The organism is Streptomyces sp. YGL11-2 (genome assembly GCF_050054615.1).
Lineage (GTDB): Bacteria > Actinomycetota > Actinomycetes > Streptomycetales > Streptomycetaceae > Streptomyces.
On the sequence record NZ_JBNHIN010000028.1, the window covers coordinates 28,806 to 52,383 of the forward strand.

General features: G+C 72.2%; 26 protein-coding genes. 18 read left to right on the forward strand and 8 right to left on the reverse strand.

Annotated elements, in window-relative coordinates; genetic code table 11:
• The first annotated feature begins 279 nt into the window (after window positions 1-279).
• Window positions 280-948 (forward strand): bifunctional 4-hydroxy-2-oxoglutarate aldolase/2-dehydro-3-deoxy-phosphogluconate aldolase, encoded by a 669-nt coding sequence (locus ACO1BR_RS27605; protein WP_426797814.1) that lies wholly within the window; start codon window positions 280-282, stop codon window positions 946-948.
• A 134-nt stretch (window positions 949-1,082) separates the two neighbouring features.
• Window positions 1,083-1,958 (forward strand): transporter substrate-binding domain-containing protein, encoded by an 876-nt coding sequence (locus ACO1BR_RS27610; protein ID WP_426797815.1) that lies wholly within the window; start codon window positions 1,083-1,085, stop codon window positions 1,956-1,958.
• 28 nt (window positions 1,959-1,986) lie between these two features.
• Here ACO1BR_RS27610 and ACO1BR_RS27615 read toward each other — a convergent pair whose 3' ends face one another.
• Window positions 1,987-2,388 carry a VOC family protein gene (locus ACO1BR_RS27615; RefSeq protein WP_426797816.1) on the reverse strand — a complete coding sequence of 134 codons (402 nt, stop codon included), beginning with the start codon at window positions 2,386-2,388 and terminating at the stop codon, window positions 1,987-1,989.
• 51 nt (window positions 2,389-2,439) lie between these two features.
• Window positions 2,440-3,018, reverse strand: a complete 579-nt coding sequence (locus tag ACO1BR_RS27620) for a LysR substrate-binding domain-containing protein (RefSeq protein WP_426797879.1) — start codon at window positions 3,016-3,018, stop codon at window positions 2,440-2,442.
• Between ACO1BR_RS27620 and ACO1BR_RS27625 the strand changes: the two genes are divergently transcribed.
• The 15 genes from ACO1BR_RS27625 to ACO1BR_RS27695 all read left to right on the forward strand — a co-directional run bounded on the left by ACO1BR_RS27625 (window position 2,903) and on the right by ACO1BR_RS27695 (window position 16,847).
• Window positions 2,903-3,676: a GntR family transcriptional regulator gene (locus tag ACO1BR_RS27625; RefSeq protein WP_426797817.1), complete on the forward strand. Its 774-nt coding sequence runs from the start codon at window positions 2,903-2,905 to the stop codon at window positions 3,674-3,676. The genes ACO1BR_RS27620 and ACO1BR_RS27625 overlap by 116 nt on opposite strands.
• 222 nt (window positions 3,677-3,898) lie before the next feature.
• Window positions 3,899-4,918: a sugar ABC transporter substrate-binding protein gene (locus ACO1BR_RS27630; protein WP_426797818.1), complete on the forward strand. Its 1,020-nt coding sequence runs from the start codon at window positions 3,899-3,901 to the stop codon at window positions 4,916-4,918.
• Window positions 4,919-5,154: 236 nt separating this feature from the next.
• Entirely contained in the window at window positions 5,155-6,129 is a 975-nt protein-coding gene (locus ACO1BR_RS27635; protein ID WP_426797880.1) for a sugar ABC transporter substrate-binding protein, read from the forward strand.
• Complete coding sequence (locus tag ACO1BR_RS27640) at window positions 6,126-7,196, forward strand: ABC transporter permease (RefSeq protein ID WP_426797819.1); 1,071 nt, start codon at window positions 6,126-6,128, stop codon at window positions 7,194-7,196. Before ACO1BR_RS27635 ends, ACO1BR_RS27640 begins: the two co-directional genes overlap by 4 nt.
• Window positions 7,193-8,002 carry an ATP-binding cassette domain-containing protein gene (locus ACO1BR_RS27645; RefSeq protein WP_426797820.1) on the forward strand — a complete coding sequence of 270 codons (810 nt, stop codon included), beginning with the start codon at window positions 7,193-7,195 and terminating at the stop codon, window positions 8,000-8,002. Before ACO1BR_RS27640 ends, ACO1BR_RS27645 begins: the two co-directional genes overlap by 4 nt.
• A gap of 213 nt (window positions 8,003-8,215) precedes the next feature.
• A complete protein-coding gene (locus ACO1BR_RS27650) occupies window positions 8,216-9,337 on the forward strand; it encodes an ROK family glucokinase (protein WP_159507376.1) in 1,122 nt (373 codons plus the stop codon).
• Window positions 9,334-9,924: a hypothetical protein gene (locus ACO1BR_RS27655; protein WP_426797821.1), complete on the forward strand. Its 591-nt coding sequence runs from the start codon at window positions 9,334-9,336 to the stop codon at window positions 9,922-9,924. The genes ACO1BR_RS27650 and ACO1BR_RS27655 overlap by 4 nt, the downstream gene beginning before the upstream one ends.
• Window positions 9,925-10,028: 104 nt before the next feature.
• Window positions 10,029-11,309: a 4-carboxymuconolactone decarboxylase gene (pcaC, locus tag ACO1BR_RS27660; RefSeq protein WP_426797822.1), complete on the forward strand. Its 1,281-nt coding sequence runs from the start codon at window positions 10,029-10,031 to the stop codon at window positions 11,307-11,309.
• 105 nt (window positions 11,310-11,414) lie between these two features.
• Window positions 11,415-12,053 carry an MBL fold metallo-hydrolase gene (locus ACO1BR_RS27665; protein ID WP_426797823.1) on the forward strand — a complete coding sequence of 213 codons (639 nt, stop codon included), beginning with the start codon at window positions 11,415-11,417 and terminating at the stop codon, window positions 12,051-12,053.
• Window positions 12,054-12,083: 30 nt separating this feature from the next.
• Window positions 12,084-12,863 carry an exodeoxyribonuclease III gene (locus ACO1BR_RS27670; RefSeq protein WP_426797824.1) on the forward strand — a complete coding sequence of 260 codons (780 nt, stop codon included), beginning with the start codon at window positions 12,084-12,086 and terminating at the stop codon, window positions 12,861-12,863.
• Window positions 12,864-12,984: 121 nt separating this feature from the next.
• On the forward strand, window positions 12,985-13,425 hold the full coding sequence (locus tag ACO1BR_RS27675) for a DUF6278 family protein (protein ID WP_426797825.1): 441 nt from the start codon (window positions 12,985-12,987) through the stop codon (window positions 13,423-13,425).
• Between the two features lie 168 nt (window positions 13,426-13,593).
• The gene (locus ACO1BR_RS27680) at window positions 13,594-14,337 is read left to right on the forward strand and encodes an amino acid ABC transporter ATP-binding protein (RefSeq protein WP_159507370.1); all 744 of its coding nucleotides are present in this window, start codon (window positions 13,594-13,596) and stop codon (window positions 14,335-14,337) included.
• A 14-nt stretch (window positions 14,338-14,351) separates the two neighbouring features.
• Window positions 14,352-15,308, forward strand: coding sequence for a glutamate ABC transporter substrate-binding protein (locus ACO1BR_RS27685; RefSeq protein WP_426797826.1), 957 nt, complete (start codon window positions 14,352-14,354; stop codon window positions 15,306-15,308).
• Between the two features lie 34 nt (window positions 15,309-15,342).
• The gene (locus ACO1BR_RS27690; RefSeq protein ID WP_426797827.1) at window positions 15,343-15,987 is read left to right on the forward strand and encodes an amino acid ABC transporter permease; all 645 of its coding nucleotides are present in this window, start codon (window positions 15,343-15,345) and stop codon (window positions 15,985-15,987) included.
• The gene (locus ACO1BR_RS27695; RefSeq protein ID WP_426797828.1) at window positions 15,984-16,847 is read left to right on the forward strand and encodes an amino acid ABC transporter permease; all 864 of its coding nucleotides are present in this window, start codon (window positions 15,984-15,986) and stop codon (window positions 16,845-16,847) included. The genes ACO1BR_RS27690 and ACO1BR_RS27695 overlap by 4 nt, the downstream gene beginning before the upstream one ends.
• Window positions 16,848-16,870: 23 nt before the next feature.
• Here the strand turns inward: ACO1BR_RS27695 and ACO1BR_RS27700 are convergent, their stop codons facing one another.
• The 3 genes from ACO1BR_RS27700 to ACO1BR_RS27710 form a co-directional block, all read right to left on the reverse strand.
• On the reverse strand, window positions 16,871-17,356 hold the full coding sequence (locus ACO1BR_RS27700) for a hypothetical protein (protein ID WP_426797829.1): 486 nt from the start codon (window positions 17,354-17,356) through the stop codon (window positions 16,871-16,873).
• 55 nt (window positions 17,357-17,411) lie between these two features.
• Window positions 17,412-17,867 (reverse strand): pyridoxamine 5'-phosphate oxidase family protein, encoded by a 456-nt coding sequence (locus ACO1BR_RS27705; RefSeq protein ID WP_426797830.1) that lies wholly within the window; start codon window positions 17,865-17,867, stop codon window positions 17,412-17,414.
• A 93-nt stretch (window positions 17,868-17,960) separates the two neighbouring features.
• Window positions 17,961-19,580: a CocE/NonD family hydrolase gene (locus tag ACO1BR_RS27710; protein WP_426797831.1), complete on the reverse strand. Its 1,620-nt coding sequence runs from the start codon at window positions 19,578-19,580 to the stop codon at window positions 17,961-17,963.
• Between the two features lie 297 nt (window positions 19,581-19,877).
• Here ACO1BR_RS27710 and ACO1BR_RS27715 point away from each other — a divergent pair, with 297 nt between their 5' ends.
• A complete protein-coding gene (locus tag ACO1BR_RS27715) occupies window positions 19,878-20,711 on the forward strand; it encodes a class I SAM-dependent methyltransferase (protein ID WP_426797881.1) in 834 nt (277 codons plus the stop codon).
• Between the two features lie 42 nt (window positions 20,712-20,753).
• Here ACO1BR_RS27715 and ACO1BR_RS27720 read toward each other — a convergent pair whose 3' ends face one another.
• The 3 genes from ACO1BR_RS27720 to ACO1BR_RS27730 form a co-directional block, all read right to left on the reverse strand.
• Complete coding sequence (locus ACO1BR_RS27720) at window positions 20,754-21,971, reverse strand: globin domain-containing protein (RefSeq protein WP_426797832.1); 1,218 nt, start codon at window positions 21,969-21,971, stop codon at window positions 20,754-20,756.
• Between the two features lie 132 nt (window positions 21,972-22,103).
• Window positions 22,104-22,550, reverse strand: a complete 447-nt coding sequence (locus ACO1BR_RS27725) for an RrF2 family transcriptional regulator (protein ID WP_426797833.1) — start codon at window positions 22,548-22,550, stop codon at window positions 22,104-22,106.
• A 216-nt stretch (window positions 22,551-22,766) separates the two neighbouring features.
• Window positions 22,767-23,576, reverse strand: a complete 810-nt coding sequence (locus ACO1BR_RS27730; RefSeq protein WP_426797834.1) for an alpha/beta fold hydrolase — start codon at window positions 23,574-23,576, stop codon at window positions 22,767-22,769.
• Window positions 23,577-23,578 lie beyond the last annotated feature (2 nt).

Sequence of the window (23,578 nt, forward strand, 5' to 3'; positions counted from 1 at the left end):
CCGCCGTTGTGCTCCCCCGGACTTACGGGCCTCACCTGCCACTTCTCCCTCTCCTTCGCCCATTCTCGGCAGAAGGGGCGCACAGGGGCGCACCCCGAGGGAGGATTGTCAGTGGTTGCCGGTAGCGTTTCGGTGGATACGAGGAGTGGGCGGGCATCGGCGGCATACGGGCCAGTAGCGGTCAGCCGGCGCGGCGCGCCCCGGGAAGTGCTGGGTCTGTCGCGAGCCGTGTCGCAGCGGCAGCGAGCGTCGGAGAAGAAGGAAGGGCGGCGAACTGCCGTGTATCGCTGGGAGATCACCCGGGCCGCACTGGCGCAGCGCGTTTTCGCCATCGTCCGCAGCGCCACGTACGACGAGGCGAGTGCCACCGCCGACACCCTGCTGTCGGCCGGCATCACGAGCCTGGAGATATCCCTCACCACCCCGTTCGCCCTGGAGGCGGTGACCACCCTCACCCGCGAGCTGGGCGACGACGCCGTCATCGGCGCCGGTACGGTCCTTGACGCGGTGTCGGCCCGGATGGCGGTGGACGCGGGCGCCCGCTTCCTGGTCTCGCCGAGCCTGGACGCCGAGGTCATCCGCACCGCCCACCGCTACGGCGTCCCGGTCTTCGCCGGGGTCTCGACGCCGAACGAGATCGTGCGGGGCCTGGAGCTGGGCGCGGACGCGCTCAAGCTCTTCCCGGCCACCGGACGCCACCCGTCCTGGATCAGCGACGTCCGCGCCGCCCTGCCGCAGGCGCCGTTGCTGCCGACCGGCGGGGTGACGGTGGAGGCCGCGCCGGAGTGGATCGCCGCGGGCGCCGTCGCGGTGGGGATGGGCTCGGCCCTGTCGGAGGGGGACCGCGAGACCGTCGCCAAGCGCGCCGCGGACCTCCTCGTACGGCTCGCCGACGCGGTGCCGGAACAGCCGGGCGGCGAGAGGACGATGGACCTCTACGGGGACTGACCGGGGCCGAACCGGGGGAGCGGGACGGGGAGTTGTGGGCCGGTGCCGTCCTACTGAAGGGGCGGGGGGTTCACCTGGCGCAGCGGCTCTGCCACCCTGAGCGCTCCGCTCACCTGATCAGGAGTCAGCCCACCATGAAGCGCGCCGTCCTGCTCCCCGCCCTCGCCTGCCTGCTCGCCCTCGCCACCGCCGCCCCGGCGGCCTCGTACGCCACCCCCGCCCCGAGCCCGGGGGCCGCCCCGACCGCCGGGGTGACGGCGGCGGGGGCGTCGGCAGCAGACCAGCCCGACCGGCGGCCGGGCAGCCTGCTGGACGCCGTCCCGCGCCGCGGGGTGCTGCGTGTGTGCACCACCGGCGACTACCGCCCCTTCAGCTACCGCGACCCCAGGACCGGCGCCTACAGCGGTGTGGACATCTCCATGGCCCGGGACCTCGCCAAGAGCCTGGACGCCACGCCCCGTTACGTCCCCACCACGTGGGCGAAGCTCGTCGGCGACCTCGCGGCCGGCCGCTGCGACATCGGCATGGGCGGAGTCTCCGTCACCCTCGCCCGGGCCCGCGCGGTGTACTTCAGCGAACCGACCCGCACCGACGGCAAGACGCCCATCGTGCGCTGCGCGGACCAGGACCGGTACCGGACCCTGGAGCAGATCGACCGGCCCGGGACACGGGTCGTCGTCAACCCCGGCGGCACCAACGAGCAGTTCGCCCGCGCGCACCTCAAGAAGGCCACCATCACGGTCCACCCGGACAACACCACGATCTTCGACGAGATCGTCGCCGGCCGGGCGGACGTGATGATGACCGACGCCAGCGAGACCCGCTACCAGGCCAGGGTCCACCCCGAGCTGTGCGCCGTGCACCCGGACCGGCCGTTCACCTTCTCCGAGAAGGCGTACGCGCTGCCCCGCGGCGACGACGCGTTCCTGGCGTATGTGAACCAGTGGGTCCACCTGGCCACGCACGACGGCACGTACCGGAAGTACGAGGGTGCGTGGATGGGGAAGTGACGAGCAGTCAGTGATGGCTGGTCAGGCGTCAGTTGTCGGGGTCGGACGGGGCGGTGGAGTCGGGGGGCCGGTGCCCCAGGACGTTGATCACCTGGCCGTTCGGGTCCACCGCGAAGAAGCGGCGGACACCCCACTCCTCGTCCTGGAGCGGGTGCACGATCCGCGCGCCGGAGGCGAGCACCGCGGCGTACACCGCGTCCACGTCCTCGACCTCGATGCTCAGGTCGGGGGCGACCGGCGCGGTCTCGTCGCGGGTCATGAAGGTGAGTTGCGCGGTGGGGTGGGAGGGCGAGGCGAGGGTCATCACCCAGCCGTGGTTCATCACCTCCTCGAAGCCCAGCAGGCCGTAGAAGGCGCGGTTCTCGGCCAGCGCGTCCGGCGCGCCGCCGGGGGCGAGGTGGATATCGGGGACGACACGGCGTACGGACACGGGGGCTCCTCGAAGGCGGGGCGCCGGGCGGTGGGCCGGATGTGACGGAGGCTACGGGACCGGGAGCTGCCGTACCGCCTCAATGACGTCGCGGAGCACCGTCCGGTGGTCGTCCGGGCGCCGGGCCAGCGCGAGCCGGCTGGGGGAGAGGCCGCCGACGGGGCGGGCGACCACGCGGGGGCGCCGGTAGAGCGCGGCGTTCCCGGCGGCCGGCAGGACCACGCCCAGCCCGGCCTCCACCGCCTCGAACGTCTCGCCCGCACCGGCCACCACCGCACCGGTCCGCACCGGCCGGCCGCCGCGTTCGGACACCGCCGGCCAGGAGTCGCGCAGCGCGCCCGCGCTCTCCGGGAGCGCCAGGAACGGCTCGTCGAGCAGTGCGGTGAACGGGATCGCGGCGGTGTCCGCGAGCCGGTGCCCGGCCGGGTCCGCCCGAATGGTTCCGACCCACCTTGTCCGGACAATGTGACCTACGGACTTCCCGTCATCTGCGCGGGCGGATACGCTCGCCGGCGTGGGGAAACGCGATGCACAAGCCGTGGGAGCCGAGGGCCCCGTCCAGTTCAGCGTGGACCGGAACAGCCCGGTGCCGTTGTATTTCCAGCTGTCGCAGCAGCTGGAGGCCGCGATCGAGAACGGCAGGCTGGCGCCCGGCAGCCTGCTCGGCAACGAGATCGACCTGGCCGGCCGGCTGGGCCTGTCCCGGCCCACGGTGCGCCAGGCGATCCAGTCGCTGGTGGACAAGGGGCTGCTGGTCCGCCGCCGCGGCATCGGCACCCAGGTCGTCCACAGCCAGGTCAAGCGCCCGCTGGAGCTGAGCAGCCTCTACGACGACCTGGAGGCGGCCGGGCAGAAGCCGGCCACCCGGGTGCTGCTCAACACCACCACCGAGGCGGACGCCGAGGTCGCCGCCGCGCTGGGCATCGCCGAGGGCGCCGAGGTGGCGCTGGTGGAGCGGCTGCGGCTGACCCACGGCGAGCCGGTCGCGCACCTGCGCAACCACTTCCCCGTCGGGCTGCTCAAGCTGGAGACGGCCGCCCTGGAGGAGACCGGCCTGTACCGGCTGATGCGGTCGGCCGGGATCACCCTGCACAGCGCCCGCCAGGCGGTGGGCGCCCGCGCGGCGACCGCCGAGGAGGCCGCGCGGCTCGACGAGCCCGAGGGCGCGCCGCTGCTGACGATGCAGCGCACCACCTTCGACGACACCGGCCGCCCGGTCGAGTTCGGCTCGCACGTCTACCGCGCGTCCCGCTACGCCTTCGAGTTCCAGCTGCTGGTCCGGCCCTGAGACGGTCCCATCCGCGCTGACCAGCGGTTTCGTCCGCCGGTGAGCGGTGCTTCCGGCTGCCCGCGTGCGCGGGGCGCCGGGCCGGCCGCCGCCCGACCCGCTCCCCGTCCCGCCACCCCGCTCGCGTCAGAATGTTCGGACAAACTATTGACGTGGCGGGACGCGCGCCGTTAGAACTCCTCCAGCCGCAATCCGGCGGCCGGGGAGCGAAGGCGGTCCACGATGATCTGCGCGCGCAAGGCTCGACCCGTATCTGCTCGGCACGCGACCCTCCGTACCGTCGTCGCCTTACTGGCCGCCGGTGCCCTGCTCGCCGGATGCGGCACCTCCGGCGGGAAGGCCGGGAGCACGCCCGGCGGCAGCGGCGGGCGTGCGGGCGCGGCACACATGACCATCGGGATGGTCAGCCACTCCGGGGACGGCGACACCTTCTGGGACATCGTGCAGAACGGTGCCCGGCGGGCCGCCGCCAAGGACGGCGTCAGGTTCCTCTACGCCCATGACAAAGAGGGCTCGCGGCAGGCCGAGCTGATCCAGTCCTACATCGACCAGAAGGTCGACGGGCTGATCGTCACGCTCGCCAAACCGGAGGCCGTCAAGGCCGCCGTCCAGAAGGCGGTGGCACAGGGCATACCCGTCGTCACGGTCAACTCCGGCGGCGAGTTCTCCGCGGCATACGGGGCGCTCGCGCACATCGGGCAGGACGAGTCGGTGGCCGGCCGCGCGGTCGGCGACGAGCTGAACAACCGGCACGCCCGGCACGTCCTCTGCGTCATCCACGAGCAGGGCAACGTGTCGCTGGAGGACCGCTGCGCCGGTGTCCGCGCGGCGTTCCACGGCAAGGTCGACACCCTCGACGTCGACGGGACCAACGCGCCCGCCTCCCAGTCCTCCATCCAGGCCGAACTCCAGGCCGACCCCTCCCTCGACACCGTCGTGACACTGGGTGCGCCCATCGCGTCCCTCTCCGTCAAGGCGAAGCAGGAGGCCGGCAGCTCGGCGCGGATCGCGACGTTCGACCTCAACGCCGAGGTGGTCAAGCTCCTCAAGGCCAAGGACGTGGAGTTCGCGGTGGACCAGCAGCCGTACCTCCAGGGGTACGAGGCGGTGGACCTGCTCCGGCTCCACCGGGACAACGCCGACGTCCTCGGCGGCGGCAAGCCGGTGCTCACCGGGCCGGCCATCGTCACCGGCAAGGACGTACCGGAGCTGGAGCAGTACACAGGGCGTGGCACCCGGTGACGGAGAAGGGAAGGCGGGACCCCATGAACCGGTACAGATCGCCGGTAACGGATACTTGGAAGGTTGCCCGGCCCGGCCGGCCGGAGCCGGGGCGACAGCGGACAGAGCAGGAACGGCAGGAACGGCACGCACCGCCGGCACGGACGGGCCGGCGCACGCGGCCGGCACAGCGACAACAGCGGGAAGGGCAAGTCCTCGTGGCAAAGGCAGGAAGAAGAGGACGCGTCGTGTGCGCCGTGCTGGCAGCGGTGCTCGGCGCCTCCCTGGCGGGATGCAGCAGCACCGGAGGCAAGCGCGCCGAGGACGCGCGCGCCGCCCAGGCCGCCGGCGGCAAGGCCGCGGTCAACACCCCCCGGTGGACCTTCGCGATGGTCACCCACTCCGGGGACGGCGACACCTTCTGGGACATCGTGCAGAACGGCGCCCAGCAGGCCGCCGTCAAGGACAACATCAAGTTCGTCTACGCACACGACAAGGAGGCCCAGCGGCAGAGCCAGCTCGTCCAGTCCTACATCGACCAGAAGGTCGACGGGCTGATCGTCTCGCTCGCCAAGCCGGACGCCATGAAGGACGTCGTCCTCAAGGCCGAGAAGGCCGGCATCCCGGTGATCACGGTCAATTCCGGCGCCGACGAGTCCAAGGCGTTCGGCGCGCTCAGCCACATCGGGCAGGACGAGACGGTGGCCGGCGAGGCGGTCGGCGAGGAGCTGAACAAGCGCGGCAAGAAGAAGGCGCTGTGCGTCCTGCACGAGCAGGGCAACGTCGGCCACGAGCAGCGCTGCGACGGTGCCAAGCAGACGTTCAAGGGCGATCTGCAGAAGCTGTACGTGGACGGCACCAACATGCCCGACGTCCAGGCGTCCATCGAGTCCAAGCTCCAGGCCGACCCGTCCATCGACGCGGTGGTCACCCTCGGCGCGCCCTTCGCCCCCACCGCCGTCAAGGCCAGGGAGCAGGCCGGCAGTAAGGCCGAGGTGGACACCTTCGATCTGAACGCGCAGGTCGCGACCGGTCTCAAGGACGGTTCGCTGGGCTTCGCGGTCGACCAGCAGCCCTACCTCCAGGGATACGAGGCGGTCGACCTGCTGTGGCTGTACAAGTACAACTCCGACGTCCTCGGCGGCGGCAAGCCGGTGCTCACCGGACCCCAGGTGATCACCAAGAAGGACGCCGACGCGCTCCTGGACTACACGAAGCGGGGGACCCGATGAGCCACACCGACGCACCTCCCCGGCAGCCCGCCCGGCCGTCGAAGAGCGCGGGCGACGAACGGCTGCTGCACCGCTCGCTGGCGCGACGGCTGATGGGCCGGCCCGAACTGGGCTCGGTGGTCGGCGCCGTCGCGGTCTTCCTCTTCTTCTCGATCGCCGCCGAACCGTTCCTGCGGGCCTCCAGCCTCTCCACGGTCCTCTACGCGTCCTCGACGATCGGCATCATGGCCGTCCCGGTCGCGCTGCTGATGATCGGCGGCGAGTTCGACCTGTCGGCCGGTGTCATGGTCGTCAGCTCGGCGCTGATCTCGTCGATGTTCAGCTACCAGATGACCGCCAACACCTGGGTCGGCGTCGGGGTCTCGCTCGTGGTCACCCTCGCCTTCGGCGTCCTCAACGGCCTCCTGCTGACCCGTACGAAGCTGCCCAGCTTCGTCATCACACTCGGCACCTTCTTCATGCTGACCGGCCTCAACCTCGGCTTCACCAAGCTGATCAGCGGCACCGTCTCGACGAAGTCCATCGCCGACATGGAGGGCTTCGACTCGGCGCGGGCGCTCTTCGCCTCGCATCTGACCATCGGGAACGTCGACATCCAGATCACCATCGTGTGGTGGATCGTGCTGGTCGCGGTCGCCACCTGGATCCTGCTGCGGACCAGGGTCGGCAACTGGATCTTCGCGGTGGGCGGCAACGCGGACGCCGCGCGGGCGGTCGGCGTCCCGGTCACCAAGACCAAGATCGGCCTCTACATGGGCGTCGCCCTCGCCGCCTGGATCTCCGGACAGCACCTGCTGTTCTCGTACGACGCGATCCAGTCCGGCGACGGCGTCGGCAACGAGTTCCTCTACATCATCGCGGCGGCCGTCGGCGGCTGCCTGATGACCGGCGGCTTCGGCTCGGCGATCGGTGCCGCCGTCGGCGCGTTCATCTTCGGCATGACCAGCAAGGGCATCGTCTACGCACAGTGGAACCCGGACTGGTACAAGTTCTTCCTCGGCGCGATGCTGCTGCTCGCCACGCTGCTGAACGCCTGGGTCCGCAAGCGGGCGGAGGCCACATCATGACCGCGCTGGTCGAACTCCGGGACGTCAGCAAGCTCTACGGCAACATCAAGGCGCTGGAAGGCGTGTCGCTGGAGGTGCACGCGGGCGAGATCTCCTGTGTCCTCGGCGACAACGGCGCCGGCAAGTCCACCCTCATCAAGATCATCGCGGGGCTGCACCAGCACGACGCCGGCACCTTCGCCATCGAGGGCGAGGAGACCCGGCTCGGCTCCCCGCGCGAGGCCCTGGACCGCGGCATCGCCACCGTCTACCAGGACCTGGCCGTCGTCCCCCTCATGCCGGTGTGGCGGAACTTCTTCCTCGGCTCCGAGCCGACCACCGGCTTCGGCCCGTTCAAACGGCTCGACGTCCGCACCATGCGCGAGACCACCCGCAGCGAGCTGCTGCGGATGGGCATCGACCTACGCGACGTCGACCAGCCCATCGGCACCCTGTCGGGCGGCGAACGTCAATGCGTCGCCATCGCCCGCGCCGTCTACTTCGGCGCCAAGGTCCTCGTCCTGGACGAGCCGACGGCGGCGCTCGGCGTCAAGCAGTCCGGCGTGGTCCTCAAGTACGTCGCCGCCGCCCGCGACGCCGGGCTCGGCGTGGTGTTGATCACCCACAACCCGCACCACGCCTACCTCGTCGGCGACCGCTTCGTCCTCCTCAAGCGCGGCACCATGGCCGGCAGCCACCTCAAGTCGGAGATCGCGCTGGACGAGCTCACCCGCCAGATGGCGGGCGGCAGCGAGCTGGAACAGCTCAGCCACGAGCTCGCCCGTACGGAGACCCCGGAATTCCCGGGAGGCCACCGCCCCGAGTGATCACGGCGGCGCCCCGCGTCGGCCCTCCGGCCGCCGCGGGGCCCCTCGCCCCACGTCGCGGTGCGCCGGACGGCGCGGTTGATGCACAATCGCAGCGGACCATCCGCGCCGAGGCCCCCGGCCTCCCCGAGACCCCGCAGGGACGAGACGACTCTTGCGAGCACTCAGCCGCCGCGACCGTAACGGCAGCCGTAACGGCGAAGAGGTGGGCCCATGAGCATGTACCGGGACCGGGTGCACCGAGGATCCGCCAGAGCCACCGTGCTGCGCACGGTCGGCACCCGGGAGCGCCGCTCCCACCTGACCGCCCCGCGCGTGCCCACCGTCGGCATCGACATCGGCGGCACCAAGGTCATGGCCGGCGTGGTCGACGCCGACGGCACCATCCTGGAGAAGGTCCGCACCGAGACGCCGGACAAGTCCAAGAGCCCCAAGGTCGTCGAGGACACCATCACCGAGCTGGTGCTCGACCTCTCCGACCGGCACGACGTGCACGCCGTGGGCATCGGCGCCGCCGGCTGGGTCGACGCCGACCGCTCCCGGGTGCTCTTCGCCCCGCATCTGAACTGGCGCAACGAACCGCTCCGCGACCGCCTCGCGGGCCGGCTGGCGGTCCCGGTCATGGTCGACAACGACGCCAACACCGCGGCCTGGGCGGAATGGCGGTTCGGCGCCGGCCGCGGCCAGGACCACCTCGTCATGATCACGCTCGGCACGGGCATCGGCGGCGCGATCCTGGAGGACGGTGCCGTCAAGCGCGGCAAGTACGGTGTCGCCGGCGAGTTCGGCCATATGCAGGTCGTGCCCGGCGGCCACCGCTGCCCCTGCGGCAACCGCGGCTGCTGGGAGCAGTACAGCTCCGGCAACGCCCTGGTGCGGGAGGCCCGCGAGCTGGCCGCCGCCGACTCCCCGGTCGCGTACAACATCATCGAGCGGGTCGGCGGGCGCGTCCAGGACATCACCGGACCGCTGATCACCGAGCTGGCCCGCGAGGGCGACGCCATGTGCGTCGAACTCCTCCAGGACATCGGGCAGTGGCTCGGCGTCGGCATCGCCAACCTCGCCGCCGCCCTCGACCCCTCCTGCTTCGTCATCGGCGGTGGCGTCAGCGCCGCCGACGACCTGCTGATCGGCCCGGCCAGGGACGCCTTCCGGCGCCATCTGACCGGCCGCGGCTACCGCCCCGAAGCCACCATCGCCAAGGCCCAGTTGGGCCCCGAGGCCGGCATGGTGGGCGCCGCCGACCTGGCCCGCCTGGTGGCCCGCCGCTTCCGGCGCGCCAACCGCCGCCGAGTGGAGCGCTACGAGCGCTACGAACGGTCCGGCCGCCGATGACGGAACCGGACCTGCCCCCCATGCACGACGACCTGCCGTCCGTACGGGACGACCACACCGCGCTGCCGCCCCGCCCCAAGCGCCGCCGGCCGTTCCTCAAGGCGCTGATCATCTTCCTGCTGGTCACGATGCCGGCGGGCTACCTCGTGATCTCCGCCGAGCAGAGCCGCGACAGCGGCGAGGACAAGGAGGCGGAGGCCGCCGCCACCGGCCTGACCAACGCCTTCCCCTCCAAGCTCCAGCAGCGGGTCTACAACGTCCCGGTACCGATCGGCTCCACGCCGGTCTACTACTACGAGACCAACTCCTGGCAGACCAGTTCGCTGTTCGTGCAGTTCCGGACCGACGAGTGGGGCCTCGCGCACTATCTCGCGGCCGTCGGCTCCAGCACCGCGGCCCTCAAGAAGGACGCGATCACCATCCCGCCCGCACAGGCGGCCAAGGTGGGCTGGGACTTCGACGCCGACTGGCCCTGGCAGGGCACCACGGTCGCCAGGAAGGCGCCGCTGCCCACCCAGCAGATCATGGTCAGCAACGACGAACCGGGCCACCCCGTCGTCTACGTCGTCTCCACCGTGACGTTCTGAGGGCCGCGCTCCGCCGCCCGGCGGCCCACGGCGTTCCGCCCGGTCACCGGGGCGGTCCTGACCCGGGTGTCAGGACCGCGTCACGGAGTCGGTAGCGTGGTCGGGTGAGCGAGAAGACCCTGCAGCACCGGATCGACGGTCCCGACGACGCCCCCGTACTCGTACTGGGCGCCTCGCTCGGTACCACATGGCACATGTGGGACCGGCAGATCCCCGAGCTGACCCGCCAGTGGCGGGTCATCCGTTTCGACCTGCCCGGTCACGGCGGATCGCCCGCCCACGCGGCGACGTCCATCGCGGAAGTAGCTGACCGGCTGATCGCCACCCTCGACCTCCTGGGCGTCGAGCGCTTCGGCTACGCCGGCTGCAACATCGGCGGCGCCATCGGCACGCAGCTGGCCCTCACCCGCCCGCACCGCGTCACCTCCCTGGCGCTGGTGTCCTCGTCGCCGCGCTACGGAACCGCCGACGCCTGGCGCCAGCGCGGCGTGGTGATCCGGACCAACGGACTCGACCCGATCGCCCGCACCGCGCCCGAGCACTGGTTCACCCCGGGCTTCGCCGGCGCCCAGCCCGCCATCGTCGAATGGGCCGTCCAGATGGTGCGGACCACCGACCCCGGCTGCTACATCGCCGCCTGCGAGGCGCTGGCCGCCTACGACGTGCGGTCCTCCCTGGGCCGGGTCGGCGTGCCCACCCTCGTCGTCGTCGGCTCCGAGGACCAGGTCACCCCGACCACCGACGCCCGCGCCCTGGTCGCCGGCATACCGGACGCCGGTCTGGCGCTGGTCCCCGGCACCTCGCACCTGGCCCCCGTCGAGCAGCCCGCGGCGGTCACCGAACTCCTCATCCGCCACTTCAGCACCGCCTGGCACGACAAGCCCGGCCCCGCCGGCCCGGCCGCCATCGGCGCCGCCGCCCCCAAGGCCCAGATCGCGCCCCCGATGCCGACGACGGCCCCGGCCGCCATCGAGTCCGGCCTCAGCCAGCCCGCCCAGGTCCGCGGCGGTACGTACGAGCAGGGCATCAAGATCCGCCGCGAGGTCCTCGGCAACGCCCACGTGGACCGCGTCGAGGCCGCCACCGACGACTTCAACGCCGACTTCCACGACTTCATCACCCGCTACGCCTGGGGCGAGACGTGGACCCGCCCCGGCCTCGACCGCCGCACCCGCAGCATCATCACCCTCACCGCGCTGGTCGCCCGCGGCCACTACGAGGAGCTCGCGCTGCACACCCGCGCCGCCCTCCGCAACGGCCTCACCCCCACCGAGATCAAGGAGGTCCTCCTCCACACCGCGGTCTACTGCGGCGTCCCCGCCGCCAACTCCGCCTTCGCGGTGGCCCAGCGGGTCATACGGGAGGAGACGACACCGGAGGCGTGAGGGGCGCCTGTGGCGGGTGAGGGCGGGACTGCCGTGGTCGGCCGTGATCGGCCGGGGCCGGTCGATGGCCGCCCGCCCGCGGCCGCCGGGCGGCAGGATGGCCCCATGGAACTCACCAAGAAGACCCACGCCTGTGTCCAAATCACCAAGGACGGGCGGACGCTGGTCATCGATCCCGGTGGCTTCAGCGAGACGGACGCGGCCGTCGGGGCGGACGCGATCCTGGTCACCCACGAGCACATGGACCACTTCGACCAGGCCCGGCTCCGGGCGGGTATGGAGGCCAACCCGGGAGCCGAGATCTGGACCCTGGCGAGCGTCGCCGAGCAGATCTCCGCGGCGTTCCCCGGGCGGGTGCACACCGTGGGGGAGGGCGACACGTTCACCGCCGCCGGCTTCGAGGTGGAGGTGCACGGCCAGCTGCACGCCGTGATCCACCCGGACATCCCGCGCATCACGAACGTCGGCTTCCTGCTGGACGGTTCGGTGTTCCACCCCGGCGACGCGCTCACCGTCCCCGAGGGCCGCACCGTCGACACCCTGCTGCTGCCCGTCCACGCCCCCTGGAACAAGGTCGCCGAGATCATCGACTACGTCCGCGAGGTGGCGCCGCGCAGGGCCGTCGACATCCACGACAGCCTGCTCCAGGACCACGCCCGGCCGATCTACGACTCCCTGATCGACAAGCTGGGCGGAACCGACCACGGCCGGCTCGCCCCGGGCACCGGCACCGAGGTGGGGTAGCTGTCGGTGCCGGGTTGTAGGTTGGCAGACATGCGCATCGCGACCTGGAACGTCAACTCGATCACCGCCCGCCTGCCGAGGCTGCTGGCCTGGCTGGAGAGCACCGGCACGGACGTGCTGTGCATCCAGGAGACCAAGTGCTCCGCCGAGCAGTTCCCCTACGACGAGCTGCGCGAGCTGGGGTACGAGGCCGCGGTCAACGCCAGCGGCCGGTGGAACGGCGTGGCGCTGCTGTCCAGGGTGGGCCTGGAGGACGTGCTCCAGGGGCTGCCCGGCGGCCCGGACTACGAGGGCGTGCAGGAGCCGCGCGCCGTCTCGGCGACCTGCGGCCCGGCCCGCGTCTGGTCGGTCTACGTCCCCAACGGGCGCGAGGTCGACCATGCGCACTACGTCTACAAGCTCGGCTGGTTCGAGGCGCTGAGGACGGCCGTCGCCGAGGACGCGGCCGGCGCCCGGCCGTTCGCGGTCCTCGGCGACTACAACGTCGCGCCGACGGACGACGACGTCTGGGACCCCGCCGTCTTCGTCGGCCAGACCCATGTCACGCCGGCCGAGCGCGCCGCCCTGGCCTCCCTGCGGGAGGCCGGCCTGACGGATGTGGTGCCCCGCCCCCTGAAGTACGACCGGCCCTACACCTACTGGGACTACCGCCAGCTCGCCTTCCCCAAGAACAAGGGCATGCGCATCGACCTGGTCTACGGCAACGCGCCGTTCGCCAAGGCCGTCTCGGACGCCTATGTCGACCGCGAGGAGCGGAAGGGCAAGGGCGCCTCGGATCACGCCCCGGTCGTGGTGGACCTGGACGTCTAGGCGAAGCCCGCCGCTCGCTGCCCACCGCCCGCCGGGGAGGCGTGCGGAGGTGGTGAGGTGGCGTGCGCGCCGCGCCGCGCGCCTGTGGCCCTGGCGCGTGGGCGGGTGGGACCCTCGCACCATGAACATGTCTTTCCTGGACAGGTGGCGCGGGCGCGCGCAGCGGGCCGGCTCGGTGCCGCTGGCGGAGTCGGTGCGCGCGGACCCCGAGAGCGTTGTCCAGCTGCTGTCCGAGTGCGAGCTGCTCCGTGACCAGGCGGCCGCCGCGGGGGTCGAACTGGACGACTCCGTGGGCTCGTTGGAGGCGCTCGACCAGTTGCAGCCGGTGTGGCGGGACGACCCGGAGGTGCTGCCCTGGCTCGGCAACGACGCGGGGCTCTATCTCGGTACGGTCGTGGTCCGCACGGTGCGCGGCGCCGTCTGGCACGTGTGGCCGGACGGACAGCCGGTGGTGCGGCTGGAGTCCGGCCGGGAGATCGACGTGGTGGCGGCCGGCCATGAGTGGGCCGACGACGGCGCGCCCGAACTGTCCCAGGTGTACGCCGAGGTGGCCGAGGGCTGATCCGCCGGCGCGGTCCCCGCGGGTGCCCGGCAGGGCGGCGGCGCGGTCCTGCCCCGGCGCCCGATGCCGCAATAGGTCCCCTCCATGCGTGTCAGCGGCTTATCGCCCCATGTGTACGGGTAAGTTGCGGGCCCTGTGCTGCACGGACGACAGGGGGCAGGTCTCCATATGGCCGCTGAGGCGCTGATCGAACTGCGCGGGGTCAACAAGCACTACGGCGCACTGCACGTCCTCCAGGACATCGATCTCACCGTCGGCCGCGGGGAGGTGGTGGTGATCATCGGGCCCTCCGGGTCCGGGAAGTCGACCCTGTGCCGGGCCATCAACCGGCTGGAGACCATCGAGTCGGGCAGCATCGAGCTGGACGGCGTACCGCTGCCCGAAGAGGGGCGGGCGCTGGCCGCGCTGCGGGCCGAAGTCGGCATGGTCTTCCAGTCGTTCAACCTCTTCGCGCACAAGACCGTGCTGGCCAACGTGATGCTGGCGCCGGTCAAGGTGCGCCGGCAGAAGAAGGACGAGGCGGCGCGGCGGGCCCGCGAACTCCTGGACCGGGTCGGGCTCGCGGCCCACGCGGACAAGTATCCGGCGCAGCTCTCCGGCGGCCAGCAGCAGCGGGTCGCCATCGCCCGCGCACTCGCCATGGAACCCAAGGCGCTGCTCTTCGACGAGCCGACCTCGGCCCTCGACCCGGAGATGATCAACGAGGTGCTGGAGGTCATGCGGCAGCTCGCCCGGGACGGGATGACGATGGTCGTGGTCACCCATGAGATGGGCTTCGCCCGCTCCGCCGCCAACCGCGTGGTGTTCATGGCCGACGGCCGGATCATCGAGGACCGCACCCCCGAGGAGTTCTTCACCGCGCCCCGCAGCGAACGCGCCAGGGACTTCCTCTCCAAGATCCTCAAGCACTGAACGGGGCGCCCGCGATGCCGCATCCGCCCACCTCGCCCGCGCACCGCCGTACCGCCCGTGCCCGCCGCGCCGCCGTCGCCTGCCTCCTGGGCCTGGTGGTCCTCGTACTCGCCGCTACGGGCTGCGGCCGGCCCGGCAGCCCGCCCGTCAAGGGCCCCAGGGGCAGTGACCTGCCGACGTACCCCGTCGCCCGGAACTTCTCGCTGCCCGCCTCCCCGACCTGGAGGGCCGCCGCGCGCCGCGGCCGGCTCGTCGTCGGCGTCAAGGAGGACCAGCCCTACCTCGGCGAACGGGACCCCGCCACCGGCACCTACAGCGGCTTCGACATCGAGATCGCCAGGATGACGGCCGCCGCGCTCGGCTTCCCCGAGCGGTCCGTGGTGTTCCGCACCATCGCCTCCGCCAACCGCGAAACGGCCCTCCAGAACGGCCAGATCGACCTCTACGTCGGTACGTACACCATCAACGCCAAGCGCAGGCGGCAGGTGGGCTTCGCCGGCCCGTACTACATGGCGGGCCAGTCGCTCCTGGTCCGCAGCGACGAGCACGACATCCACGGCCCGCAGGACCTGGCCGGCAAACGCGTCTGCTCGGCGGCCGGCTCGACCGCCTACCAGCGCATCCGGGCCGACTACCCCCAGGCCGTCCTGGTCGCCTACGACACCTACTCGGTCTGCGTGGACAACCTGCTCACCTACCAGGTCGACGCGGTCACCACCGACGACGCGATCCTGCTGGGCTATGCCGCCAAGGTGCCCGACGAGCTGAAGGTGGCCGGCCGGCCGTTCTCCCGGGAGCCGTACGGCATCGGCGTACCGCGCGGCGACGCGGCGCTGCGGTTCGCGCTGGACGACGCGCTCGCCGCCGCCGAGAAGAACGGCAGCTGGCGGGCCGCCTACGACGCCACGCTGGGCGTGTCCGGTGTGCCCGCGCCGCAGCCGCCCCCGATCGACCGCTACCCGGCGGGCTGAGGACACCGGCCCCACGAGGAACCAGGACCGACCGATGAACGTTCTTCTCGACAACCTCTCCCTCTACGGGCAGGGCCTGCTGGGCACCGTCGAACTCACCGTCTTCGCCTCGCTGCTCGCCCTGGTCCTCGGCTTCGTCATGGCGGCGTTCCGCGTCGCGCCGGTCGGCTCGCTGCGGATCTTCGGCACGGTCTGGGTGACGGTGCTGCGCAACACCCCGCTGACCCTGCTGTTCTTCGCCGTGCTGCTGGGCCTGCCGCGCTTCGGGCTGGTGCTGCCCTTCCAGCTCTTCGCCGTCCTCGCGCTGGGCTGCTACACCTCCGCGTTCATCTGCGAGGCGGTGCGCTCCGGCATCAACACCGTGCCGGCCGGGCAGGGCGAGGCCGCCCGCAGCTTGGGCATGACCTTCGTGCAGACGCTCGGCCTGGTGGTCCTCCCGCAGGCGTTCCGGTCGGTCATCCCGCCCATCGGCTCGACCCTGATCGCGCTCGCCAAGAACTCCGCGATCGCCGGCTCGTTCAGCGTCGTCGAACTCCTCGGCGTCTACAAGCCGCTCAACGAGATGGGGTACGGCATCGTCTGGTCCTTCGTCTGGATCGCCGTCGGCTACCTGCTCGTGACCCTGACCATCGGCGCGCTCTTCAACGCGCTGGAGAAGCACTACGGAGTCGCCCGATGACCACCGCCCTCTACGACCTGCCGGGCCCCAGGGCCCGCCGGCGGCACCGGTGTTACGGGCTCGGCTCGACGGCCGTACTGCTCGCCCTGCTCGTCTGGATCGTCTCGCTGCTGTGGCGCACGCACCAGTTCACCGCGGCGAAGTGGACCCCCTTCCTCTACCGCGGCATCCAGGACCTGCTCCTGACCGGCCTCGGCAACACGTTGCGCGCCTTCGGGCTCGCGGCGGTGCTGTCGCTGGCGCTGGGCGCCGTGCTCGCGGCGGGCCGGCTGTCCGTGCACCGGCCGCTGCGCCGGGTGTGCACGCTGCTGGTGGAGTTCTTCCGCGCCATGCCCGTGCTCGTGATGATCTTCTTCGTCTATGTGGCGCTGCAGATGGCCCCGCTGACGGCGCTGGTCAGCGGGCTGACCCTGTACAACGGCTCGGTGCTCGCGGAGGTCTTCCGCACCGGCGTCAACTCCGTCGAACGCGGCCAGGGCGAGGCCGCCTACGCCCTGGGCCTGCGCAAGACCCAGGTCATGACGTACGTCCTGGTGCCGCAGGCGGTCCGGGCGATGCTGCCGGCGATCATCTCCCAGCTGGTGGTCGCCCTGAAGGACACCTCGCTCGGCTTCCTCATCACCTACGAGGAGTTCCTGCACGCCGGCAAGCTCATCGCGTCCAACCTCGACTACGACCTGCCGTTCATCCCGGTCGTGCTGGTCATCTCGCCGGTCTACATCGGGATGTGCATGCTGCTGTCCTGGCTCGCCCACTGGGTTGCCGGGCGGCAGCGGCGCAGTCCCAAGGCGGCGGCGGACGAGGTGGCCGCGCCCCAGCCGGGCACGCTGCTGCCGGGGGACCACCGGGCGCGGGGCTGAACGGGCCCTGCCCGGCGGCGTGTTCAGCGGAACCGGCGGGCCATCCACGGGCTGAGCGCGGCGTGCCCGATCAGCTCCTTGTAGGTCTCGTCGCCGGGGAGCGGCACGATCAGCCACTGCCCCGGCGGGAAGAAGCGGCTCCTGACATACGCCAGGTCGCCGTAGACCGCGCGCAGGAACGCCGGTACCGCGTCCCGGGGCACATCGGCGAAGTCCACCGCGTCCACGGTGATCCTCGCGTCGTCCTCCGGGTAGAGCAGGACGGTGACGGCGGGGGTGCCGCCCAGCTCCACGAACGCCTCGTGCGGGAGCGAGCCGTCCGGGTCGAGGACGGTGAACGCCCCGGCGGCGGTGCGCCGTGAGGTCCGGTCCGCGCCGATGTCGTCGGTGACGGTGAGCTCCAGGCCGTACTCGCCGGCGACGTCCCGGATCGCGGTGACCGCGGCCTCGGTCGTCGGCAGGTGCGGGTGCCGGCGCCGGCCGGGCGGCGGTGTGTCGCGGTGTCCCATGCCGTGATCATGCCGTATGCGGAGGTTCCGGGCGGCGACCGGGGCGCCGGCGGCGTCAGACCTGCCAGACGCCGTCCCGCATCAGCTCCCGGTCGGCCAGTTCGTTCTCCTCGCGCCAGACCAGCAGCCGCCGCGGGGTGAACCGCAGGAAGACCCACCGCTCGCGGCCCCACGGGTTCCAGCCGAGCTTCGCCCCGAGCGCGTCCGCGGCATCCCGCGGCAGCGCGTCGCTCGCCAGGACCTCCGCCGTGCAGTGGGCGAGCACCACGTCGCGGGTGGTCCCCAGCGCCACCCAACTCTCCCCGCTGGCAGCGAGGTTGCGGGGCGTGGGGTTCCGCCCCTTGGTCGCCATCACCAGGCGCTCGCGGTGCCAGACGAACGAGAGCGGCACCAGGGTGGGCGCCCCGTCGGCGGAGGCGGACGAGACCCAGGCGTCCTCGTCCGACTCCAGCCGCCGGAGCGCGTCCCGCTTGCGTTGCCCGGCGTCGCGCGCCGGGGGGAGAGTCCTCATGGCCGGAGCGTAACGACGGGTGCCCGCCCGCCGCTTCGGGCGCGGGCCGTAGGACGGTGGTCGTAGGCCCGGGTGCGGGCGGGGCGCGACGGGTCAGTCGCGCACCGGCACCGACACATAGGACGGGTCGTTCGCCGGGGAGGAGAACGTCAGCCGGGAGCCGGCCGGGTTCTGGGCTATGTAGAGCGGGTCGACGGTGTCCACGACCACCGCCAGCCGGTGCCCGGCCGGTACGTCGTACGCCGTGGAGAAGAGGTCCAGGTCCACGCCGAACGGCCGGCCCGGCGTCTTGCCGTGGAAGGTGAACGGGCCGTGCGTGACCAGCTTGCCCAGGCCGAGCGGACCCACGTCGTAGAGGTAGGCGATGGCGGTGCCGCTCTCGGCGGTGCTGGTCACGGTGGTGTGCAGACGGGTGGTGCCGCGGACCCGCTGCCCGGTCTCGTACGGCGCGGACTGCCACACGGCGGCCAGCGAGCGCGGCAGCAGCGGGATCGACGCCATCGGCGGCAGCTTGAGGAACTGATCCATCATGCTGGAGAGGAAGATCACCCCGCCGTCGGCCCCGGAGTCCAGGTTGGTGCGGATCCGCTGACTGCCGTCGAGCGGGATCCTGCGGTGCGCGGACGGTACGTCCTGCCAGCTCTTGTAGCCCTCGTAGGCGCCGGTGGAGCGGGACTTGAGGAGCACCGGCGACTCGCGGTCGATGCCGTTGTCCGCGCCCTTGAGGTAGTGGTCGAACCACCGCTCGGTGTCGGTCCAGGTGTCGTTGGGCAGCCCGAAGAGGCCGAGCCCCTCGGCCGTCGCATGGTCACCGGGGCGGAACTCCAGCCGCTTGGGGCCCTTCAGCTTCTCGTAGAACGCGGCGTACTGGTTGGGTGGGAAGAGCGAGTCGCCCCAGGCGTTTCCGAGCATGATCGCCGCGCCGTTGGCGTTGATCTTGTCGACATAGGTGGCCGGCGAACGCTTCTTCCCCCACGCGATCATGTCCTTCTCCTTGGACATGTCGGCGCTCAGGAACTCCTTGAGGACCTGCTGGAGTTCGGGGCTGGGCCGGCCGGTCAGTTCGCCCAGGCCGCCCAGCACCTCCGCCGCCTGGAGGTGCGGGGTGCGCCCGCTGTAGATCGAGTCGATGAGGTCGCCCCAGCCGCTGAGCGCCGCGACCGCCTTGACCCGCTTGTCGAACGCGGAGGTGAGCAGGCTGATTCCGGCGCCGTACGACACCCCGCCCATGCCGACCTTCCGCGGATCGGCCGGGGTGTGCGCCAGTGCCCAGTCGATCACCTTGGAGGCGTCGGCGATGTCCTGTGGTCCGGCCGTCTCGATCTTCCCGCCCGACTGCCAGAATCCGCGCGCGTTGTAGCCGACGACGACATATCCCGCGTCGGCCAGCTTCTTTGCCTGCGCCAGGTACTCGATCTGCGGCATGGCCCAGCTGGTGGGAAGCACGATGAGCGGGTAGCGCCGGGTGCCGTCGGCACCGGCCGGTGTGAAGACGTTCGCCTTGAGCGTGATCCCGCCCTCGCCCTTGATGTCGACGAACTTCAGGGACGGGAAGGCGGCGGCCGAACGCGCCGGTGCGGTGGGCGCGGCGGCGCGGTGGGATGCCGCGGCTCCGGCGGCCTGCGCCGGGGCGCCGGTGAGAACGGTGGCGGTGAGGACCGCGGCGGAGACGGTGCCGATCGCGGCGCGCAGCGTCGTGCGGGAGGGCGTCATCTTCTGCTCCAGATCTCGATGCGAGCCGCGCGGACGCTGTCCGAGGACAGGAGGGGCATCCGGCGGCTCGATGTGACTGGAGGGTAAGGTCCGTTGCTTACCTTGGGTAACCCGTCGGTAGGTTACGGGTGGGTAACGTCCGGGTGGGGAAGGGGTGTTCGCGGGGCGGCGGGGGTCGGTGTGGAGGGTGTTGCGTTGCGGGGAGGGCCGGTCGAGGAGGGGTGCGAGGTGGCGGACGGGAGCCGGGTGGACGGGGCGACCGGTGGGCGCGAGGAGTCCGACGTACGAGAAGGAGCCATGGCGCAGACGCCGTTCGACGCGAGTGAGCGGCGGGCGTGGGCGGGACGGGCCGCGGCGTATGCGGACGGCTTCGGCAGATTGTGCGCGTATACGGTTCCGCGGCTGCTGGACGCCGCGGGGGTGGGTGCGGGCGCACGGGTGCTGGACGTCGGCACGGGCACGGGGGCGGTCGCCGCGGCGGCCGCCGCGCGCGGCGCGCGGGTGAGTGCCGTGGACGCCGAACCGGACATGGTGCGGTGTGCCGCACACGCCGTTCCCGAGGCGGACGTCCGGGTCGCCGCACTACCTCGACTCCCCTTCCTGGACGGCGAGTTCGACGCCGTCGTCGGCAACTTCGTCCTCAACCACGTCGGCCGGCCCCGGGCCGCCCTCGCGGAACTGCGGCGGGTGACCCGGCCCGGCGGACGCGTCGCGCTGACGATCTGGGCCGCCCCCGCCGCACCGGGCCAGGCGCTGCTAGGCCGCGCCGTACAGGCCGCCGGGGTGAGCCGCCCGGCCGAACTGCCGGCCCTCGCGCCCGAAGAGGACTTCCCGCGCACGGAGGAGGGGCTGGCCGGGCTGCTGCGTACGGCGGGGCGGCTGGTGGAGGTGCGCTGCGCCGCGCTGTCCTGGGAGCACCGTACGACGCCGGAGGAGTGGTGGCGCGGCCCGGCGGCCGGAGTGGCGACCATCGGCCAGGTCGTGATCAGCCGGGGCGCGGATGTCGCCGAGCGGATCAGACGTCAGTTCACCGTTCTGGCACGGGAGTTCACCGGGCCGGACGGTGAACTGTTCCTGCCGCACACGGCACTGCTGGCGTCCGGGCGGGTGGCCGGGCCGGGGTGGTCGTGACGCCCGGGCGCGGCCCGCGGCGCCCACCCGGCACGGTGCCGCTCACAGGCCCAGGTCGGGTCCGAAGACCTCGTGGTGGATGTCCGCGGGCCGCACGCCGGACGCCAGCAACTGGGCGCGGACGGCCTTCATGAAGGAGACCGGGCCGCAGAGGTGGGCGGTGGTGCCGGCCGGGATGTCCAGCCGCGTCAGATCCATCCGGCCGCCGTGCACGGTCACCGCAGGGGCCGGGCCGGGTGCCGCCGCGTCGGGCGCGGCCCCCTCCTCGTACCAGAGTTCCGCCGTCGCGCCGGTCAGCTTGCCGGTGAGCTGGACGAGTTCGGTGCGCAAGGCGTGGCTGTCGGGGGAGCGGTCCGCGTGTGCCGCGATGACGCGGCGCGGGGAGGCGTCGGCGGCCAGGTGGGCGAGCATGCCGATCATCGGCGTACAGCCGATGCCCGCGGAGGCCAGCAGGACCGGGCCGGGGCCGTCGTCCAGCACCACGTCGCCGAACGGCGCGCTCACCCGCAGCGTCTCGCCGCCGTGGACACGGTCGTGCAGATGGCCGGAGACCGCGCCGGCCGGTGTGCCGTCCGGGCCGGCGGCGACCCGCTTGACGGAGATCCGCAATCCGCCGTCCGCCTGCCCCGACAGGCTGTACTGCCGTATCTGCCGGGCCCCGTCCGGGAGTTGCACCTGTACGGAGACGTACTGGCCGGGCCGGTGCGGCGGTACGGGCGCACCGTCGACCGGGCGGAGGAAGAACGTCGCGACGTCCGCGGTCTCCTGGACCCGGCCGGCCACCCGGTACGTCCGCCACACCGTGCCGTCGGCCGCGCCCGCCGCCGCGCACAGCCGTCTCTCGATGGCGATCAGGGCGTGCGCCATCAGCCAGTACACCTCGTCCCAGGCCGCCACGACCTCGTCGGTCGCCACGTCGCCGAGCACCTCGGCGAGGGCCGCGAAGAGGTGCTCGTGCACGATCGGATACTGGTCCTCGCGCACCCCGAGCGAGGCGTGCTTGTGCGCGATCCGGGTCAGCAGGAGGTCCGGCCGGGTGTCCGGGTGCGCGAGCAGATGGCCGGCGAAGGCGGCGATGGCTCCCGCGAGCGCCTGCTGCTGGCTGCCGACCGCCTGGTTGCCGCGGTTGAAGAGGTCGCGGAGCAGCTCGGGCCGGGCCGCGAACAGCTTCTCGTAGAAGAGCGGGGTGATCTCGCCGATGGCCGCCCCGACGGCGGGGAGGGTGGCGCTGACGGTGGCGGCGGACTTCGGGGAGAGCATGGGCGGGTCACTCCAGTTCTTCTTCGGTGCGGGGCGAGCGCCGGGCGGAAAAGTGGTATGTGGGATGCGTATTTTTGGGCGTGGCGTGGTCGGGTGCGAGGGAGTCGGGCGCTGGTGTGGGCGGGGCCCGGATCAGTCCGTGGGGCGGGGTGACAGGCTCAGCAGGAGCGGCCCCGTGGGGGTGCCGATCAGGTCCTCGATGGAGAGCGGGTCGAGCGCGGCGAAGAACGCCTCCTGGGCCGTGCGCAGGGCGCCCCGCAGGCGGCACCCGCCGCGCAGCGGGCAGGGCGGGTCGTCCTCGCAGCCGACGACGTCGTCGGTCCCCTCCAGTGTGCGCACCAGGCGGCCGAGCGAGCCGGTGCGCCCCGCGGCGGTCAGTGTCAGTCCGCCGCCCCGGCCGCGGCGGGCCTCGACGGCGCCGAGGTGCTGGAGTCTGCTGACCACCTTGGCGGCGTGGGTGTACGGCACCTGGATGGCGCTCGCCACCGCGCGGGTGGTCGGGGCGTCCTCGGTGTCGTCCAGCACGGCCAGGCGCATGGCGATCCGCAGCGCGATGTCGGTGCTCTTGGTCAGTCGCACACCTGGACTATAGAGAAGTGGCATGTGAGATGCCAATTTGGGGTGCCGGTGGGGCGGTCTGCGGGGAGGTGCCCCGCCCGAGTCGCCGTCCCTGTCGGTCGGCGGCAAGTGCGGGAGTCGGCGCCGGCAACTGCGGGGGATGCGCGACGCGCACTGAGATGCGCGGGGGGCGGGGCCGGGGGTGAACCCCCGGCCGGGAATGCGCCTGACCTACCGTCAGGAAGCCGTCTCGCGGAGGGATTCCAGGAACCGGGCGAGACCGGCGTTGAAGGCGTCCGGGCACTCCAGGTTCGGCATGTGGCCCGCGTCCTGAATGACGGTCAGGCTCGCCCCCGGCACCGATTCGTGGATGAGCCGCGCATCCGCGACTGGGGTGAACGCGTCCTCCGCACCGACAACGACCCATGCCGGTACGGCGATCCGCGGCAGCAGGCCGGTGTAGTCCGGGCGCTCGGCGCGGCCGTACAGCGCGGCGGCGGCGCCGTCGGGGGAGGTGGTGCGCATCATGCCCAGGACGTGCTCGGCGACCGCGGGCTGCCGCGCGATGGTGCGCGGGGAGATCATCTTCGGCAGTACCTCCCGCGCGTAGTCGTCCATGCCGTCCTGGAGGAGGCGGGCGGCGGTCCGGTGGCGCACCGCCCTGCCCTCGTCCGTGTCGGCGAGGGCGAAGGTGTCGGCGAACACCACCGCCCGGATCCGGTCCGGGAGCAGCCGGCAGAACTCCATGACGATCTGCCCTCCCATGGACAGCCCGCCGAGGACGCACCGCTCGATCCCCAAGTGGTCCAGGAGGGCGGCGATATCGCGGACGTGGGTCTCCAGCGGGGTCCTTCCCGGGACGACGGTGCTGTCGCCGTAGCCGCGGAGGTCGGGGGCGATCACCCGCCATCCGGCGCGGCTGAAGCGGTCGATCTGGGGCCGCCACATCGAGCGGTTGAAGGGGTGCCCGTGGATGAGCACCAGCGGATCGCCGCTGCCCTCGTCCTCGTAGGCGACCGCTATCTCTCCGGAGTGGACCGATCCCATGG

What these genes read in the sequence shown, in the direction of transcription:
- ACO1BR_RS27610 (WP_426797815.1), top strand. Translation starts at nt 1,083, where the DNA reads ATGAAGCGCGCCGTCCTGCTCCCCGCCCTCGCCTGCCTGCTCGCCCTC.
- ACO1BR_RS27630 (WP_426797818.1), top strand. Translation starts at nt 3,899, where the DNA reads ATGATCTGCGCGCGCAAGGCTCGACCCGTATCTGCTCGGCACGCGACC.
- ACO1BR_RS27640 (WP_426797819.1), top strand. Translation starts at nt 6,126, where the DNA reads ATGAGCCACACCGACGCACCTCCCCGGCAGCCCGCCCGGCCGTCGAAG.
- ACO1BR_RS27645 (WP_426797820.1), top strand. Translation starts at nt 7,193, where the DNA reads ATGACCGCGCTGGTCGAACTCCGGGACGTCAGCAAGCTCTACGGCAAC.
- ACO1BR_RS27650 (WP_159507376.1), top strand. Translation starts at nt 8,216, where the DNA reads ATGAGCATGTACCGGGACCGGGTGCACCGAGGATCCGCCAGAGCCACC.
- ACO1BR_RS27655 (WP_426797821.1), top strand. Translation starts at nt 9,334, where the DNA reads ATGACGGAACCGGACCTGCCCCCCATGCACGACGACCTGCCGTCCGTA.
- ACO1BR_RS27665 (WP_426797823.1), top strand. Translation starts at nt 11,415, where the DNA reads ATGGAACTCACCAAGAAGACCCACGCCTGTGTCCAAATCACCAAGGAC.
- ACO1BR_RS27670 (WP_426797824.1), top strand. Translation starts at nt 12,084, where the DNA reads ATGCGCATCGCGACCTGGAACGTCAACTCGATCACCGCCCGCCTGCCG.
- ACO1BR_RS27675 (WP_426797825.1), top strand. Translation starts at nt 12,985, where the DNA reads ATGAACATGTCTTTCCTGGACAGGTGGCGCGGGCGCGCGCAGCGGGCC.
- ACO1BR_RS27680 (WP_159507370.1), top strand. Translation starts at nt 13,594, where the DNA reads ATGGCCGCTGAGGCGCTGATCGAACTGCGCGGGGTCAACAAGCACTAC.
- ACO1BR_RS27685 (WP_426797826.1), top strand. Translation starts at nt 14,352, where the DNA reads ATGCCGCATCCGCCCACCTCGCCCGCGCACCGCCGTACCGCCCGTGCC.
- ACO1BR_RS27690 (WP_426797827.1), top strand. Translation starts at nt 15,343, where the DNA reads ATGAACGTTCTTCTCGACAACCTCTCCCTCTACGGGCAGGGCCTGCTG.
- ACO1BR_RS27695 (WP_426797828.1), top strand. Translation starts at nt 15,984, where the DNA reads ATGACCACCGCCCTCTACGACCTGCCGGGCCCCAGGGCCCGCCGGCGG.
- ACO1BR_RS27700 (WP_426797829.1), bottom strand. Translation starts at nt 17,356, where the DNA reads ATGGGACACCGCGACACACCGCCGCCCGGCCGGCGCCGGCACCCGCAC.
- ACO1BR_RS27705 (WP_426797830.1), bottom strand. Translation starts at nt 17,867, where the DNA reads ATGAGGACTCTCCCCCCGGCGCGCGACGCCGGGCAACGCAAGCGGGAC.
- ACO1BR_RS27710 (WP_426797831.1), bottom strand. Translation starts at nt 19,580, where the DNA reads ATGACGCCCTCCCGCACGACGCTGCGCGCCGCGATCGGCACCGTCTCC.
- ACO1BR_RS27715 (WP_426797881.1), top strand. Translation starts at nt 19,878, where the DNA reads ATGGCGCAGACGCCGTTCGACGCGAGTGAGCGGCGGGCGTGGGCGGGA.
- ACO1BR_RS27720 (WP_426797832.1), bottom strand. Translation starts at nt 21,971, where the DNA reads ATGCTCTCCCCGAAGTCCGCCGCCACCGTCAGCGCCACCCTCCCCGCC.
- ACO1BR_RS27730 (WP_426797834.1), bottom strand. Translation starts at nt 23,576, where the DNA reads ATGGGATCGGTCCACTCCGGAGAGATAGCGGTCGCCTACGAGGACGAG.